Source organism: Albidovulum denitrificans, assembly GCF_002973535.1.
GTDB lineage: Bacteria > Pseudomonadota > Alphaproteobacteria > Rhodobacterales > Rhodobacteraceae > Albidovulum > Albidovulum denitrificans.
The window spans coordinates 786418-798737 of record NZ_PVEP01000001.1; the positions used below are offsets into that span (position 1 = coordinate 786418).

General features: G+C 67.7%; 14 protein-coding genes. 8 read left to right on the plus strand and 6 right to left on the minus strand.

Going from position 1 to position 12320, the window contains the following annotated elements:
- Positions 1-91 precede the first annotated feature (91 nt).
- Positions 92-598 (plus strand): DUF2244 domain-containing protein, encoded by a 507-nt coding sequence (locus LX70_RS03840; RefSeq protein ID WP_342747667.1) that lies wholly within the window; start codon positions 92-94, stop codon positions 596-598.
- Here the strand turns inward: LX70_RS03840 and LX70_RS03845 are convergent.
- On the minus strand, positions 595-1290 hold the full coding sequence (locus LX70_RS03845; RefSeq protein WP_105513174.1) for a helix-turn-helix transcriptional regulator: 696 nt from the start codon (positions 1288-1290) through the stop codon (positions 595-597). The genes LX70_RS03840 and LX70_RS03845 overlap by 4 nt on opposite strands.
- A 64-nt stretch (positions 1291-1354) precedes the next feature.
- Between LX70_RS03845 and LX70_RS03850 the strand changes: the two genes are divergently transcribed.
- Together LX70_RS03850 and LX70_RS03855 are read left to right on the plus strand one after the other, a co-directional pair.
- A complete protein-coding gene (locus LX70_RS03850) occupies positions 1355-1942 on the plus strand; it encodes a glutathione S-transferase family protein (protein WP_105513175.1) in 588 nt (195 codons plus the stop codon).
- Between the two features lie 612 nt (positions 1943-2554).
- Positions 2555-2944 carry a phospholipid-binding protein gene (locus tag LX70_RS03855; protein ID WP_105513176.1) on the plus strand — a complete coding sequence of 130 codons (390 nt, stop codon included), beginning with the start codon at positions 2555-2557 and terminating at the stop codon, positions 2942-2944.
- A 7-nt stretch (positions 2945-2951) separates the two neighbouring features.
- On the opposite strand, the gene LX70_RS03860 is transcribed toward LX70_RS03855, so the two are convergent.
- Positions 2952-3410, minus strand: coding sequence for a GatB/YqeY domain-containing protein (locus tag LX70_RS03860; protein ID WP_105513592.1), 459 nt, complete (start codon positions 3408-3410; stop codon positions 2952-2954).
- Between the two features lie 182 nt (positions 3411-3592).
- Here LX70_RS03860 and carA point away from each other — a divergent pair, with 182 nt between their 5' ends.
- Both carA and LX70_RS03870 read left to right on the plus strand, forming a co-directional pair.
- Complete coding sequence (carA, locus tag LX70_RS03865; RefSeq protein ID WP_105513177.1) at positions 3593-4756, plus strand: glutamine-hydrolyzing carbamoyl-phosphate synthase small subunit; 1164 nt, start codon at positions 3593-3595, stop codon at positions 4754-4756.
- Positions 4757-4833: 77 nt separating this feature from the next.
- Positions 4834-7032: a glycosyltransferase gene (locus LX70_RS03870; protein ID WP_245884926.1), complete on the plus strand. Its 2199-nt coding sequence runs from the start codon at positions 4834-4836 to the stop codon at positions 7030-7032.
- Here the strand turns inward: LX70_RS03870 and LX70_RS03875 are convergent.
- On the minus strand, positions 6985-7608 hold the full coding sequence (locus tag LX70_RS03875; RefSeq protein WP_245884927.1) for a GntR family transcriptional regulator: 624 nt from the start codon (positions 7606-7608) through the stop codon (positions 6985-6987). The two genes, LX70_RS03870 and LX70_RS03875, sit on opposite strands and share 48 nt — an antisense overlap.
- 99 nt (positions 7609-7707) lie before the next feature.
- Here LX70_RS03875 and LX70_RS03880 point away from each other — a divergent pair, with 99 nt between their 5' ends.
- The 3 genes from LX70_RS03880 (at position 7708) to LX70_RS03885 (ending at position 10080) form a co-directional block, all read left to right on the plus strand.
- On the plus strand, positions 7708-8364 hold the full coding sequence (locus LX70_RS03880) for a pyrimidine 5'-nucleotidase (protein WP_105513179.1): 657 nt from the start codon (positions 7708-7710) through the stop codon (positions 8362-8364).
- 179 nt (positions 8365-8543) lie between these two features.
- Positions 8544-8720, plus strand: a complete 177-nt coding sequence (locus LX70_RS20645) for a hypothetical protein (protein WP_170076107.1) — start codon at positions 8544-8546, stop codon at positions 8718-8720.
- A gap of 160 nt (positions 8721-8880) precedes the next feature.
- Positions 8881-10080: a UbiH/UbiF family hydroxylase gene (locus LX70_RS03885; RefSeq protein ID WP_105513180.1), complete on the plus strand. Its 1200-nt coding sequence runs from the start codon at positions 8881-8883 to the stop codon at positions 10078-10080.
- A gap of 32 nt (positions 10081-10112) precedes the next feature.
- Here the strand turns inward: LX70_RS03885 and LX70_RS03890 are convergent, their stop codons facing one another.
- The 3 genes from LX70_RS03890 to LX70_RS03900 form a co-directional block, all read right to left on the minus strand.
- Positions 10113-11243, minus strand: a complete 1131-nt coding sequence (locus LX70_RS03890; protein WP_105513181.1) for an aminotransferase class V-fold PLP-dependent enzyme — start codon at positions 11241-11243, stop codon at positions 10113-10115.
- Between the two features lie 142 nt (positions 11244-11385).
- The gene (locus tag LX70_RS03895) at positions 11386-11844 is read right to left on the minus strand and encodes an Lrp/AsnC family transcriptional regulator (RefSeq protein WP_105513182.1); all 459 of its coding nucleotides are present in this window, start codon (positions 11842-11844) and stop codon (positions 11386-11388) included.
- Positions 11841-12299 carry an Lrp/AsnC family transcriptional regulator gene (locus LX70_RS03900; RefSeq protein ID WP_105513183.1) on the minus strand — a complete coding sequence of 153 codons (459 nt, stop codon included), beginning with the start codon at positions 12297-12299 and terminating at the stop codon, positions 11841-11843. Before LX70_RS03900 ends, LX70_RS03895 begins: the two co-directional genes overlap by 4 nt.
- Positions 12300-12320: the final 21 nt, after the last annotated feature.

Consider the following 12320-nt stretch of genomic DNA (forward strand, 5'->3'; position numbering starts at 1 on the left):
CGATAGAAGGCCCCGGAGCGATCCGGGGCCTTTTCGTTGCGCGGGACGGCAGGGGTGCGACGCCCCATCGCCCCTTGCCCTGCGCCCCCACTTGGCCCTACCTGTCGCCATGCCCTATGCGTGGACAGAGACGGGGACGGAAGGGGAGGCCAGGCTGACGCTCTGGCCCTATCGCTCGCTTCCGGTGAAGGGCTTCGTCACCTTCATCGCAATCACCGCGACGATGCTTCTGGTGCCGCTTCTGGCGCTTCTGGGGACAGTGCTTCTTTGGGGGATCCTGCCCTTCATCCTGATCGCCGTGGGCGGCGTCTGGTGGGCCTTTCACCGCAACTATCGCGACGGCACGCTGACCGAGGTTCTGACCCTGTCCCCCGCCCGCGTCGACCTGCTGCGCCGCGCGCCGGACGGGGCAGAGAAGCACTGGCAGGCCAATCCCTACTGGGTGGCGGTGACACTTTATCCGGCCAAGGGGCCGGTGCCGAATTACCTGACCCTGAAGGGCGACGGGCGCGAGGTGGAGCTTGGCGCCTTCCTGACGCCCGAGGAACGCGCCCGACTGGCGAGTGAGTTGCAGGAACGGCTGGCGCGGCTGCGTTAACCCCGCCCTCGGCGCGACCTCGTCGCCCGGAACTCCCTAACCAACGCAACCCGGCGCGGACGAAAGCTTTCGCCCGTCAGGTCCACCCGGTCGATCTTGTTGACATGGAAGATGCGGAAATCCATCCGCAAACGGCAATGGGCCAGCAGCATCAGCGCATTGTCCGAATAAGACAGGCCCAGCGGCCAGACCACCCGCTCGCTACGGGCGCCCGAAAGGTCGGTATAGCCGATCCGCAGCGCCTCTTCCGCCCAGCAGGCGTCGCGGATCACTGACAGGTCGATCCGCGGCGGCACCCGTTCGACGGGGGCAGAGAAGCTGTGCATGATCGCGTGCAGCGCCTGGCGCGACTGCCGTTCCGGCAGGGTCGCGATGATCCGGGCGAGTGCGGCGCGCCCGGCGCCGACCAGATCCTCCTCCCCGATCCGGCCCAGCGCCTGCACGGCAAGGTGCAGCGCCTCGATCTCAAGCCGCGAGAAGCTTTGCGGCGGCAGCGCCGGGTCCTCGACCAGCCGGTAACCGACCCCGGCCTCGCCGTCGATCAGCGCCCCGCCCGCGCGCAGCGTGGCGATGTCGCGGTAAAGCTGGCGCGGTGAAACGCCGGTTTCCCCGGCCAGCCGCGACGCGGTCACCGGCGCGGGCAGCCGCCGCATCGCATCCATCAGCCGCATCAGCCTGTCGGTTCGCGCCATCCTGTCACTTTCTGTCAGCAGCCCCGGTCTAAACCCATAGCATCCAGACATCAGGAGACAAGACATGCTGACCTTCTATCACGCGCCCAACAGCCGCTCGACCAGCATCAGGCAACTGATCCTTGAGCTTGGGGTCGCCGACAAGGTGAAGACCGTCGAGGTCACGATCCCGCGCCAGGACGGCAGCGGCGCGCGGGACCCGAAGAACCCCCACCCCGAGGGCAAGGTCCCCTATCTGACCGATGGCGAGGACTATGTCCGCGAGCGTGCGGCGATCATCCTCTACCTGACCGACCGCTTCCCCGAGGCGGGGCTGGGCCGCCCGGTGGGCGACGCGCAGCGCGGGCGCTATCTGTCCTGGCTGATCTGGTATCAGGGCGTGTTGGAGCCGGTGACGATCCTGAACTGGGCCAAGCTCGACCACCCGGCGGTGAAGGCGTCGCTGCGCGACTACGACACCGCGCTGCAACGGCTGGACGAGGTGCTGGGCCGCCAACCCTATCTCTTGGGTGACGACTTCAGCGCGGTGGACCTACTCTGCGCTGGCCCCTTCGCCTGGTTCGGTGACCAGATGCCCGCCACGCCCGCGATCCGCGACTGGGTCGCGCGCTGCATGGACCGTCCGGCGGTACGTGAGACGGCGGAGAGGTAGGCGCTAAGGGGCGATGGAGGACCGGAAGGCCGCGGGCTTCGCCGTCCCGGACCTTATCCGGGACCTCTTCCTCGGCTGATGGAGGTCCCGGATCAAGTCCGGGACGCTGCCGCCTCCCCTTCTGCCCGCGCCGCCCCCTGCGAGAAACAGCGGCGCCCGCACCGCCGCGCCACCCTCAGGCCCGGCGATTGCTGACCGCAAAGGAGGAGGAGAACGGAAAGCACCATGCTTTCCCGTCCCGGACCTGATCCGGGACCTCTTCCTCCGGCGGCGGAGGTCCCGGATCAAGTCCGGGACGCTGCCGCCTCCCACCTGCCTCGTCTGCGACCCCGCGAGAAACAGCGGCGCCCCGCGCCGCCGCGCATCGCCGGGCCACCCCCAAGGCCCGGCGATTGGCCAACGCCCCGCGAAACACCGATGGCGGAGGCACCCGGCTGGCATAAAGCGCAATGCAGCAAGGTCGGATCGCCGCGCCGTGGCCCGGCGCCGCGCGACGGGGACGGAGCACACCCCTGGCGCGCTGCCTTCAGGCTCTATCGCCCTACGGGGGTGTCAAATTGACTCACTCTTTCCGAACGTGCAGACTTGCGACTGACGCCAACGGGAGTCCCCATGCGCCACCTTGCTATCATCTCTGCCTTTTGCCTCCTCGCCCTGCCCGCGCAGGCCTTCGATCTGTCTTTCGAATGGGGACCGCTCAAGCTCTGCACCTCGGGCAAGCCCAACACCGTGGCTAGCCCCGCGTTCCGCCTGAAGAATGTGCCCGATGGAACGAAGTTCATCCGCTTCAAGCTGGTGGACAGGAACGTGCGGAGCTACAACCACGGCGGTGGCACTGTGGCCTGGAAGGGCGGCGCGCAAGTGCCCGCCGGGGCTTTCAAATACAAAAGCCCCTGCCCGCCAAACGGCGCGCATAGCTATGAATGGACTGCCACAGCCATGAGCAAGAACAACGGCGGCAAACTGGGCGAGGCGAAAGCCCGCCGCAATTATCCGGAATAGACCGCCCTCAGGCGAGCTTGTCCTTGACCATCGGCCCGACCGCGCCGAAATCCATCTGCCCGGTATATTTCGCCTTGAGCGCGGCCATCACCTTGCCCATGTCGCGGATCGACGTGGCGCCGACCCCGGCAATCGCCTTGGCCACCGCCGCATCGACCTCCTCGCCGGAAAGCTGACGCGGCAGAAAGCCCTCGATCACCTTGATCTCGGCCAGTTCCTTTTCCGCCAGTTCCAGCCGCCCGCCCTCTTCATAGGCGCGCGCGCTTTCCTGACGCTGCTTGACCATGCGGCCGAGGATGGCCAGCACCTCGGCATCGCCGACCGTGCCTTCCTCGCCATCGCCGCGCAGGGCGATTTCCTTGTCCTTGATCGCGGCATTGATCAGCCGCAGGGTCGACAGCCGGTCCTGCTCGCGCGATTTCATCGCGTCCTTGAGCGCCGCGGCGACCTTTTCCTTTACCGTCATCGGATCGATCATCCCCATCATTTCCGAAGCCCCCACCTTATCGTGAACGCGCGCCAAGGACAACTGGGGTGTTTTCGTCTAACCTATTGATTTCGTTGCGTAAGGCAAATCGTGACCAGCCCCTTGACCGCGCCCCCGCGCGCCCGTAGGTTCCGCGGGATTTGAGCATCGGGAGTCGCGCCATGCCCGCCAGCCACCAGCCTTCGGAAAAGCCCACAGCCTGCCTCGCGCTGGCCGATGGAACGCTGTTTTACGGCAAGGGCTTTGGCGCCACCGGCGAAACGGTGGCGGAGCTGTGCTTCAACACCGCGATGACCGGCTATCAGGAAATCATGACCGACCCTTCCTATGCCGGGCAGGTCGTGACCTTCACCTTCCCCCATATCGGCAATACCGGCGTGACCCCGGAAGACGACGAAACCGCCGATCCGGTCGCCGCTGGAATGGTGGTGAAATGGGACCCGACAGAGCCGTCGAACTGGCGCGCGGCCGAGGATCTGGTGGCCTGGCTGGCCCGGCGCGGCCGGATCGGCATCGGCGGCGTCGATACCCGCCGCCTGACCCGCGCCATCCGCCAGCAGGGCGCGCCGCATGTGGCGCTCGCCCATGACCCGGAGGGGAATTTCGACATCGCGGCGCTGGTCGCCAAGGCCCGCGCCTGGTCCGGGCTTGTCGGCCTCGATCTGGCGAAAGAGGTGACCTGCGCGCAAAGCTACCACTGGGACGAAACCCGCTGGGCCTGGCCGGATGGCTATGGCAAGCGGCAGGGCGACGGCTTCAAGGTCGTGGCGCTGGATTACGGCGCGAAACGCAACATCCTGCGCTGCCTCGCCTCGGTCGGCTGCGATGTCACCGTCCTGCGCGCCACCGCGACGGCGGAAGAGGTGCTGGCCCATAACCCCGAAGGCGTGTTCCTGTCGAACGGCCCCGGCGACCCGGCGGCGACGGGCGATTATGCGGTGCCGATGATCAAGGGCGTTCTGGAAAAGGACCTGCCGGTCTTCGGCATCTGCCTGGGCCATCAGATGCTGGCGCTGGCGCTTGGCGCGAAGACGATCAAGATGAACCACGGCCATCACGGCGCCAACCATCCGGTGAAGGATCTTGAGACCGGGAAGGTGGAAATCACCTCGATGAACCATGGCTTCACCGTCGACAGCCAGACCCTGCCGGACGGCGTGAAGGAAACCCATGTCAGCCTCTTCGACGGTTCGAACTGTGGTATCCGGCTGACCGACCGGCCGGTCTTCTCGGTCCAGTACCACCCGGAGGCGAGCCCCGGCCCGCAGGACAGCTACTACCTTTTCGAACGCTTCGCCGAGGCGATGCGCGCGCGCCGCGGCTGAGCGACGGCCTCGCGGGCGTTAAGGACCTGTTAACCCAGATTTCCGAGGCTCGGGGGACCTGAGCCTGAGCCCCGGAAATGTCGCCGCCCCATCTGCGCCTGATCGAGACTGCCGCCGCCCCCGCCATGGGGGCCTTTCGGCCGTCCGGGCGTCCGTTGCCCGCCTATCGCCCCGGCCCGCTCAGCCCCGCCACGCGGCGCCGTCCGCTGGGGCAGATCCTTCTCGATATGGGGGCGGTCACGCCCTACAACCTGCTGCGCGCGCTGGCGCTGCGCGACCGGCAGGACATCCGGCTGGGCGACATCCTTCTGTCGCGCGGCTGGGTGCGTGAGGCCGACCTGACCGCCGCACTTTGCCTGCAATGGCAGGTGCAGGCGGTCGATCCGTTGAAAACGCCGCCCGACCCGCGCCTGGCAGACCGGCTTGGCACCGCCTTCTGCCTGCGCCATGGCGTGATCCCCTGGCGTCGCAGCGGCGGGGCGATGGTGATCCTGACCTCGCGCCCCGACGACTTCGACCGCCTGCGCGGCGAGCTGCCCAAGGGCATCGGCCCGGTGATGATGGCGCTGGCCGCGCCAAGCGACATCGAGCGGGTGCTGATCGCCCAGCACGCGACACCCCTTGCCCGGCGCGCGGAAACCCGCGTCGCGGCCGACGAAAGCTGCCGTGGCCAGAATCACCCCCGCGCGCGGCTCATCGGGGCGGCGGTGCTTGGCGCGCTGCTGGTGGGTATCGCCACCCTGCCCCGCGCGACCGTCGCGCTGCTGACGCTTTGGGCGATCCTGGCGCTGATCGCGAGCATGACGGTCAAGGCGGCCGCCGGACTGGCCGCGATGCGCGCGGCCCGCACCGCGCCACCGCCGCTGCCGCGCCAACTGCCCGTGGTCTCGGTCATGGTGCCGCTCTTTCGCGAAGGCGACATCGTCCCCCGGCTGGTCGAACGGCTGGGCCGGATCGACTATCCCAAGGAACTGCTGGACATCCTTCTGGTGGTCGAGGACGACGATCACGCCACCCATGCGGCCCTTGCCCGGCACAAGCTGCCGCGCTGGATGCGGATGGTCAGGGTGCCGGACGGGCCGGTCAGGACCAAGCCCCGCGCATTGAACTTCGCGCTCGATTTCTGCCGCGGTTCGATCATCGGGGTCTGGGACGCCGAGGATGAACCCGACCCCGGCCAGATCATCGAGGTCGTGCGCCGCTTTGCCGCCGCGCCCGAGGATGTCGCCTGCCTGCAAGGGCAGCTCGATTTCTACAACGCGCGGCACAACTGGCTGACGCGCTGCTTCACCATCGACTATGCCGCCTGGTTCCGCGTCGTGCTGCCGGGTCTTGCGCGGCTGGGCCTGGTGGTGCCGCTGGGCGGGACGACGCTGTTCTTCCGCCGCGCGATCATCGAGAAGCTGGGCGGCTGGGACGCGCATAACGTGACGGAGGATGCCGATCTGGGCCTGCGCCTTGCGCGCCACGGCTACCGCACCGAACTGATCCAGACCGTGACCCGGGAAGAGCCGAACGCCCGCGTCCTGTCATGGCTGAAGCAACGCTCGCGCTGGCAAAAGGGCTATGCCGTCACCTGGGCCACCCATATGCGTGACCCCGCAAAGCTGTGGCGCGATCTGGGGCCGAAACGGTTCTGGGGGGTGCAGGTCCTGTTCCTCGGCTCGCTGACGCAGGCGGTGCTGGCACCGGTCCTGCTGTCCTACTGGCTGGCCGCCTTTGGCCTGCCGCATCCGCTGGCGGGGCTGATCCCGGCCGGGCTGATGGCGGCGGTGGGGATGCTGTTCGTGGCCTCCGAGGCGGTCGACCTGACCATCGGGGTCTGGGCGCTGCGTGGCAAATGCCACCGGCACCTGATCCCCTGGCTGCCGCTCATGCACCTTTACGGGCCGCTGGCGTCGCTGTCGTCCTACAAGGCGCTTTGGGAATGGGTCGGCGCGCCCTTCTACTGGGACAAGACCAGCCACGGCCATGTCGCAGAGGCGGAAGAGCCGGATCCGGCGCCCTCGGTCCTGCTTCTGACCGACCCGGTCTGGCTGCCGCCCGAGGCGGCGGCGCCGGTCCTGTCGCTGCACGGATTGCGCCGGGCGCCCGCCGCGCGGTTCCGCTTTTCCGCCCTGCCCGCCGATGCCATGCCCGATCCGGCCCCCCGGCCCGCGCCGGTCCTGAAACTGGTCCGCAAACCGGAGCGCGAACCCTACGTCCCCGGATCGACCATCGCAAAGGCGTCAAACCGCCCCGGCATCGAGTTTCAGACGAGTTTCGAAGGCTTTTGAGATATGGGCGCGAAGCGCTTCCTGCGCGCGCCCCGCATCCCCGGCGGCGATGGCCTCGACAATCGCCGCATGTTCGGCCAGCGCCGTCTCCCCCCGCCCCTCGGCGGCCAGCGAGGTCGTCGCCAGCAAGGCCATGGAGCGGTGGACGAGGTCAAGCTGCTGCACCAGGAAACGGTTGTGCGAGGCCAGGTGGATCTGCTTGTGAAACCGACGGTTGGCACGGCTGAGCGCGGCGGGGTCGTCCAGATGCGCGCGGTCGGCCGCCACCATGTCCGACAGGACCTTGACCTCCTCCGCCGTCGCATGTTTCGCCGCCAGCCGCGCCGCCAGCGCCTCAAGCTCTGCCCGCACGACGTAAAGCTCGGCCAGCTGGTTGTGGTCAAGCGAGGCCACGATGAGCGAGCGCCCGTCACGCGCCAGCATCGACTGCGTCTCAAGCCGCTGCAACGCCTCGCGCACGGGGGTGCGCGACACGCCGAACCGCTCGGCAAGTTCGGCCTCCACCAGACGGTCGCCGGGGCGGTAGACCCCGCCGTCGATCGCCTCAAGGATCAGCGTATAGGCGTCCTTCTGCATCCGCACCCTTTCCATGGTCCGGCGCGACCCTAGTCGCGCATCGCCCCCCAAGGCAAGCGGCCGTTGCACCGCGCGGGTCCACGCCCTACTGTCGCGACCATGACACGCGCGCCCGACACACCCGGCTTCGGCCATGTGAAGACCTGGGTCTTCGACCTCGACAACACGCTTTACCCGCCCTCCGCCCGGCTCTTCGATCAGATCGAAAAGCGCATGACGGCCTATGTCATGGCGGCGCTGAACGTGCCGCGGGACAAGGCCGACCGCCTGCGCGCGGATTACTGGCGGCTTTACGGCACCACGCTGGCGGGGCTGATGCACGAACATGACCTTGACCCGCATCCCTATCTGATCGACGTCCACGACATCTCTTTCGACGCGCTGGTGCCGGACCCGGCGCTCCACGACGCCATCGCGGCCCTGCCGGGGCGGCGGATCGTCTATACCAACGGCTCGGCCCCCTATGCCGAAAAGGTGCTGGCGGCGCGCGGGCTCAGGGGCGCCATCGACGCGGTCTATGGCGTGGAACATGCGGGCTTTCGCCCCAAGCCCGAACGCGTGGCGTTCGAGACCGTCTTCGCGCGCGAAGGGCTGGCCCCGGAAACGGCGGCGATGTTCGAGGATGACACCCGCAACCTTACCGCACCCCATGCGATGGGGATGCGCACCGTCCATGTCGCCCCCGCACCCGCGCCCGCCCCCCATATCGACCACCATACCGACGACCTGACCGCCTTCCTGCGCGCGCTTCGTTAGAGCGTCTCGCGTTCCTTCGCAGTCACGCGACACGCTCCAACCCTTTGATTTCGCGTGTTCGGGAAGCAGGAAAACCGGTTCCCACTTTTCCTGCAACACGCTCTAAGCCGCGTCAATTCGCCCGGTGGCTGCGGCGGCGCGGCGCGCCTACATCCGGCGCAGCGAACAGGAGAACCCCAATGACGACAAAAACCGGCTTCGGCCGCCTTGGCCCCGTGCTCATCCTCACCCTGATCCTGCTGGCCCTTCTGGTGCTGGCGATAAAGACCTGGGGCCTTGTGGCGCTTGGCCTGACCGCCATCGCGACCGTGCCGGTGGTGTTCCTGATCCTCTTCCTCATCACCATCGGCAAGTAAAGCGCTTCGGGTTTGCGTTGAGAACGTAAGCATCGGAATTCGAACGAAATAGGTTCGAATTCTGAATCCGTGCCAACCCGAAACGCCATAGGACAGCTTGCCGCTTGGACGGCGGGCGCGAAGACCGCTAATCTCTGCCCCGAACCAGACGGAGCGGGTGATGGCTGAGCGTACCGATATTCTGATCTCCGGCGGCGGCGTCGCCGGGCTGACCGCTGCCGCCGCCTTCGGCGCGGCCGGGTTTTCGGTGATCTGCGTCGATCCCGCCCCCCCGGTGACCGAGGCCGGGGCCGAGGGCGCGGACATGCGCACCACCGCCTTCCTGCACCCCTCGCGCCGTGTGCTGGACGACGCGGGTCTCTGGTCACGGCTCGAACCCCACGCCGCCGCGTTGCGCATCATGCGGATCGTCGACGCCGGGGGCGAGGTGGCGGAGCCGCGCGTGGTGAAGGATTTCGACGCCTCCGAGATCGGTGACGAACCTTTCGGCTGGAACTTCCCCAACTGGCTTTTGCGGCGCGAGATGGTGGCGCGGCTGGCCGATCTGCCCAACGTCTCCTTCCGCCCCGGCACCGCGACCAGCGCGGTCCTGACGCGCGAAAGCGAGGCGCGGGTGACACTGTCGGACGGAACCCAGGTCGCCGCGCGGCTGCTGATCGCGGCGGACGGACGCAATAGCCCGGTGCGCGAGGCGCTGGGGATCGGGGTGAAGACCCTGCGCTACGGACAAAAGGCGCTGGCTTTCGCCGTCACCCACCCGATCCCGCATGACAATGTCTCGACCGAGATCCACCGCACGGGTGGCCCCTTCACCTTCGTGCCGCTCCCTGACCGCGACGGCAAACCCTGCTCTGCCATCGTCTGGATGGAGCGGGGGCCGGAAGCGCTGCGGCTGGCCGACCTGCCGGTCGCGGCCTTCGAGGCGGAGATGTTCACCCGCTCTGCCGGGCTATACGGGCCGCTGACCCTGGTCACGCGGCGGTCGGTCTGGCCGATGATCGCCCAGATCGCAGAGCGCTTCGATGGCGAGCGGACCGCCCTTCTGGCCGAGGCCGCGCATGTCGTCCCGCCGATCGGGGCGCAGGGGCTGAACATGTCGCTGGCCGATCTGGCCTGCCTGCTTGATCTGGCCAAGGCCGCGCCCGACCGGCTGGGCGACCGCGCGATGCTGAGCGCCTATCACCGCCGCCGCTGGCCCGAGGTGAAGGCGCGGGTGACGGGCATCGACCTTCTGAACCGGACCTCGATGCTGTCGGCGCAACCCCTGCGCGACCTCCGCGCCAGCGCCCTGAACGCGCTTTATTCGTTCAAGCCGATCCGCGCGACGCTGATGAAAGCGGGCTTGGGCCTTGGCCGGTAGGATGGGCGGAAGGATGGGCAATATTGCCCATCCTACGCCAGCGCGGCGTCCAGCGCGCGGCTGACCCGTGCGACGGTGCCATCGACGTCATAAAGCTTGTCGAGGCCGAAAAGGCCAAGGCGGAAGCTGCGATAGCCCTCGCCCTCCCCCACCTGCAACGGCACACCGGCGGCGATCTGCACGCCCTCGGCCGCGAATTTCTTGCCGGTCTGGATGTCGGGATCGTCGGTAAAGCTGACGACGACCCCCGGCGCGCCGAAACCTTCGGCGGCGACAGAGCGGATACCGCGAGAGGCCAGTTCCGCCCGCACGGCATTGCCAAGCTTCCACTGCGCCTCACGCAGACGTTCGAAGCCGTACTCCTTCGTCTCGACCATCGTGTCGCGGAAGGCCTTGAGCGCGTCCGTCGGCATGGTCGCGTGATAGGCGTGGCCGCCGCCCTCATAGGCCGCCATGATCGCGCGCCATTTCTTCAGGTCCATGGCGAAGCTCGACGACGTCGTCCCCTCCATCCGCTCCAGCGCCGCCTCAGAGAACATCACGAGACCTGCCGAGGGCGAGGCCGACCAGCCCTTTTGCGGGGCGGAGATCAGCACATCGACGCCCACATCCTTCATATCGACCCAGACGCAACCGCTCGCGATGCAGTCCAGCACGAACAGCGCGCCGACGTCATGGGCAGCGCGTGCCAGCGCCTTGAGGTAGTCGTCGGGCAGGATCATGCCAGAGGCGGTTTCGACATGCGGGGCGAAGACCAGATCGGGCTTCTCCGCTGCGATCTTCGCCACGACCTCCTCGATCGGTGCGGGCGCGAAGGCGGCATCGGGCGCGTTGCCGGTGCGGCGGGCAAGCTCGGCCACGGTTTCCCCCGCGAAACCGCCCGCCTCGAATATCTGGGTCCAGCGGTAGGAGAACCAGCCGTTCCGCACGATGACCGCCGTCGCCCCGCCGCCGAACTGGCGCGCGACCGCCTCCATCGCGAAGGTGCCGCCGCCGGGGACGAGGGCAACGGCATCGGCGTTGTAGACCTCTTTCAACATGGCGGAGATGTCGCGCATCACCTGCTGGAACTGCTTGCTCATGTGGTTGAGCGAGCGGTCGGTGAAGACGACCGAGAATTCCTCGAGCCCGTCGGGGTCGATATCAGGCAGCAATGCGGGCATGGGATCCTCCTCTTCCGGTTTCCCCGACGTAGCGCAAGGCGGGGGCGAAGCCAATGCGGAAGCGTGGCGCATAGGGGGGCTGCCCGCCCCCGTCCCCGCTGTCGCGGGGCCTCCCCCGGGAGTATTTGGACAACGAAGAAGATCAGCCCAGAGGTCCGGGGCGGCGTTCCTCGGACATCAGCACATTGGCCTCGACATTGCCGACCCCCGGCAGGGTCATGATCCGGCGGCGCAGGACCCGTTCGAAATCGGCAAGGTCGCGGGCGGTGACGCGAAGGCGGTAGTCGTAAAGGCCAAGGACATGCTGGACCACCTGCACCTCGGGGATGGCGGTGGCGGCACGCTCGAAATCCTCAAGGCTGACGCGGCCCTTGGTGGCGAGTTTCACGCCAAGAAAGACGGTGACGCCGAAGCCCAGCCGGTCGGCGTCAAGGTCGATCCGGCGGCCGGAGAGGATGCCCGCCTCTTCCAGCCGCTTTATGCGCCGCCAGGCGGCGGGTTGCGAAAGCCCCAGCGCCCGGCCCACCGCGCCCGCGCTTTGCGTGGCATCGGCCACCAGCGCGCGCAGGATGGCGCGGTCGGTATCGTCAAGCGCGATCATAGCGGCAGGCTTCCCGACTGCTTGATGGTGGAGACGAGCATCAGGCTTTCGATATCGGCGATATGGGGCAGCGTCAGGATGCGGTCGCGGTAGATGTCCTGATAATGGCCCATGTCGCGGGCGATGACATTCAGGCGAAGATCGACGCGGCCGAGGAAGGTCTGGATCTCGATCACCTCCGGCACGTCACGGGCGGCGGCGAGGAATTCGTCAAAGGCACGCGGATTGGTCTTGTCGAGGGTGAAGCGCAAGGAGACCTCAACCGCCCAACCAAGCTTGCGCCAGTCGATGACGGCGTGCTGGCCCTTCAGGATGCCGGCCTGCGTCAGCTTTTCCAGCCGCCGCCAGCAGGTCGCGGCGGTAACGCCCGCGCGTTGGGCGAGGTCGGCCGTGGCCAGCCCCGGTTCGGCGACAAGCTGGCGAAGGATGCGGCGGTCGGTATCGTCGATCTGCATGAAAATTTCGTGTTATATGTT

Coding starts and splice junctions, on each gene's coding strand:
- LX70_RS03845 (WP_105513174.1), bottom strand. CDS start 1,290: ATGGCGCGAACCGACAGGCTGATGCGGCTGATGGATGCGATGCGGCGG.
- LX70_RS03850 (WP_105513175.1), top strand. CDS start 1,355: ATGCTGACCTTCTATCACGCGCCCAACAGCCGCTCGACCAGCATCAGG.
- LX70_RS03855 (WP_105513176.1), top strand. CDS start 2,555: ATGCGCCACCTTGCTATCATCTCTGCCTTTTGCCTCCTCGCCCTGCCC.
- LX70_RS03860 (WP_105513592.1), bottom strand. CDS start 3,410: ATGACGGTAAAGGAAAAGGTCGCCGCGGCGCTCAAGGACGCGATGAAA.
- carA (WP_105513177.1), top strand. CDS start 3,593: ATGCCCGCCAGCCACCAGCCTTCGGAAAAGCCCACAGCCTGCCTCGCG.
- LX70_RS03870 (WP_245884926.1), top strand. CDS start 4,834: ATGTCGCCGCCCCATCTGCGCCTGATCGAGACTGCCGCCGCCCCCGCC.
- LX70_RS03875 (WP_245884927.1), bottom strand. CDS start 7,608: ATGCAGAAGGACGCCTATACGCTGATCCTTGAGGCGATCGACGGCGGG.
- LX70_RS03880 (WP_105513179.1), top strand. CDS start 7,708: ATGACACGCGCGCCCGACACACCCGGCTTCGGCCATGTGAAGACCTGG.
- LX70_RS20645 (WP_170076107.1), top strand. CDS start 8,544: ATGACGACAAAAACCGGCTTCGGCCGCCTTGGCCCCGTGCTCATCCTC.
- LX70_RS03885 (WP_105513180.1), top strand. CDS start 8,881: ATGGCTGAGCGTACCGATATTCTGATCTCCGGCGGCGGCGTCGCCGGG.
- LX70_RS03890 (WP_105513181.1), bottom strand. CDS start 11,243: ATGCCCGCATTGCTGCCTGATATCGACCCCGACGGGCTCGAGGAATTC.
- LX70_RS03895 (WP_105513182.1), bottom strand. CDS start 11,844: ATGATCGCGCTTGACGATACCGACCGCGCCATCCTGCGCGCGCTGGTG.
- LX70_RS03900 (WP_105513183.1), bottom strand. CDS start 12,299: ATGCAGATCGACGATACCGACCGCCGCATCCTTCGCCAGCTTGTCGCC.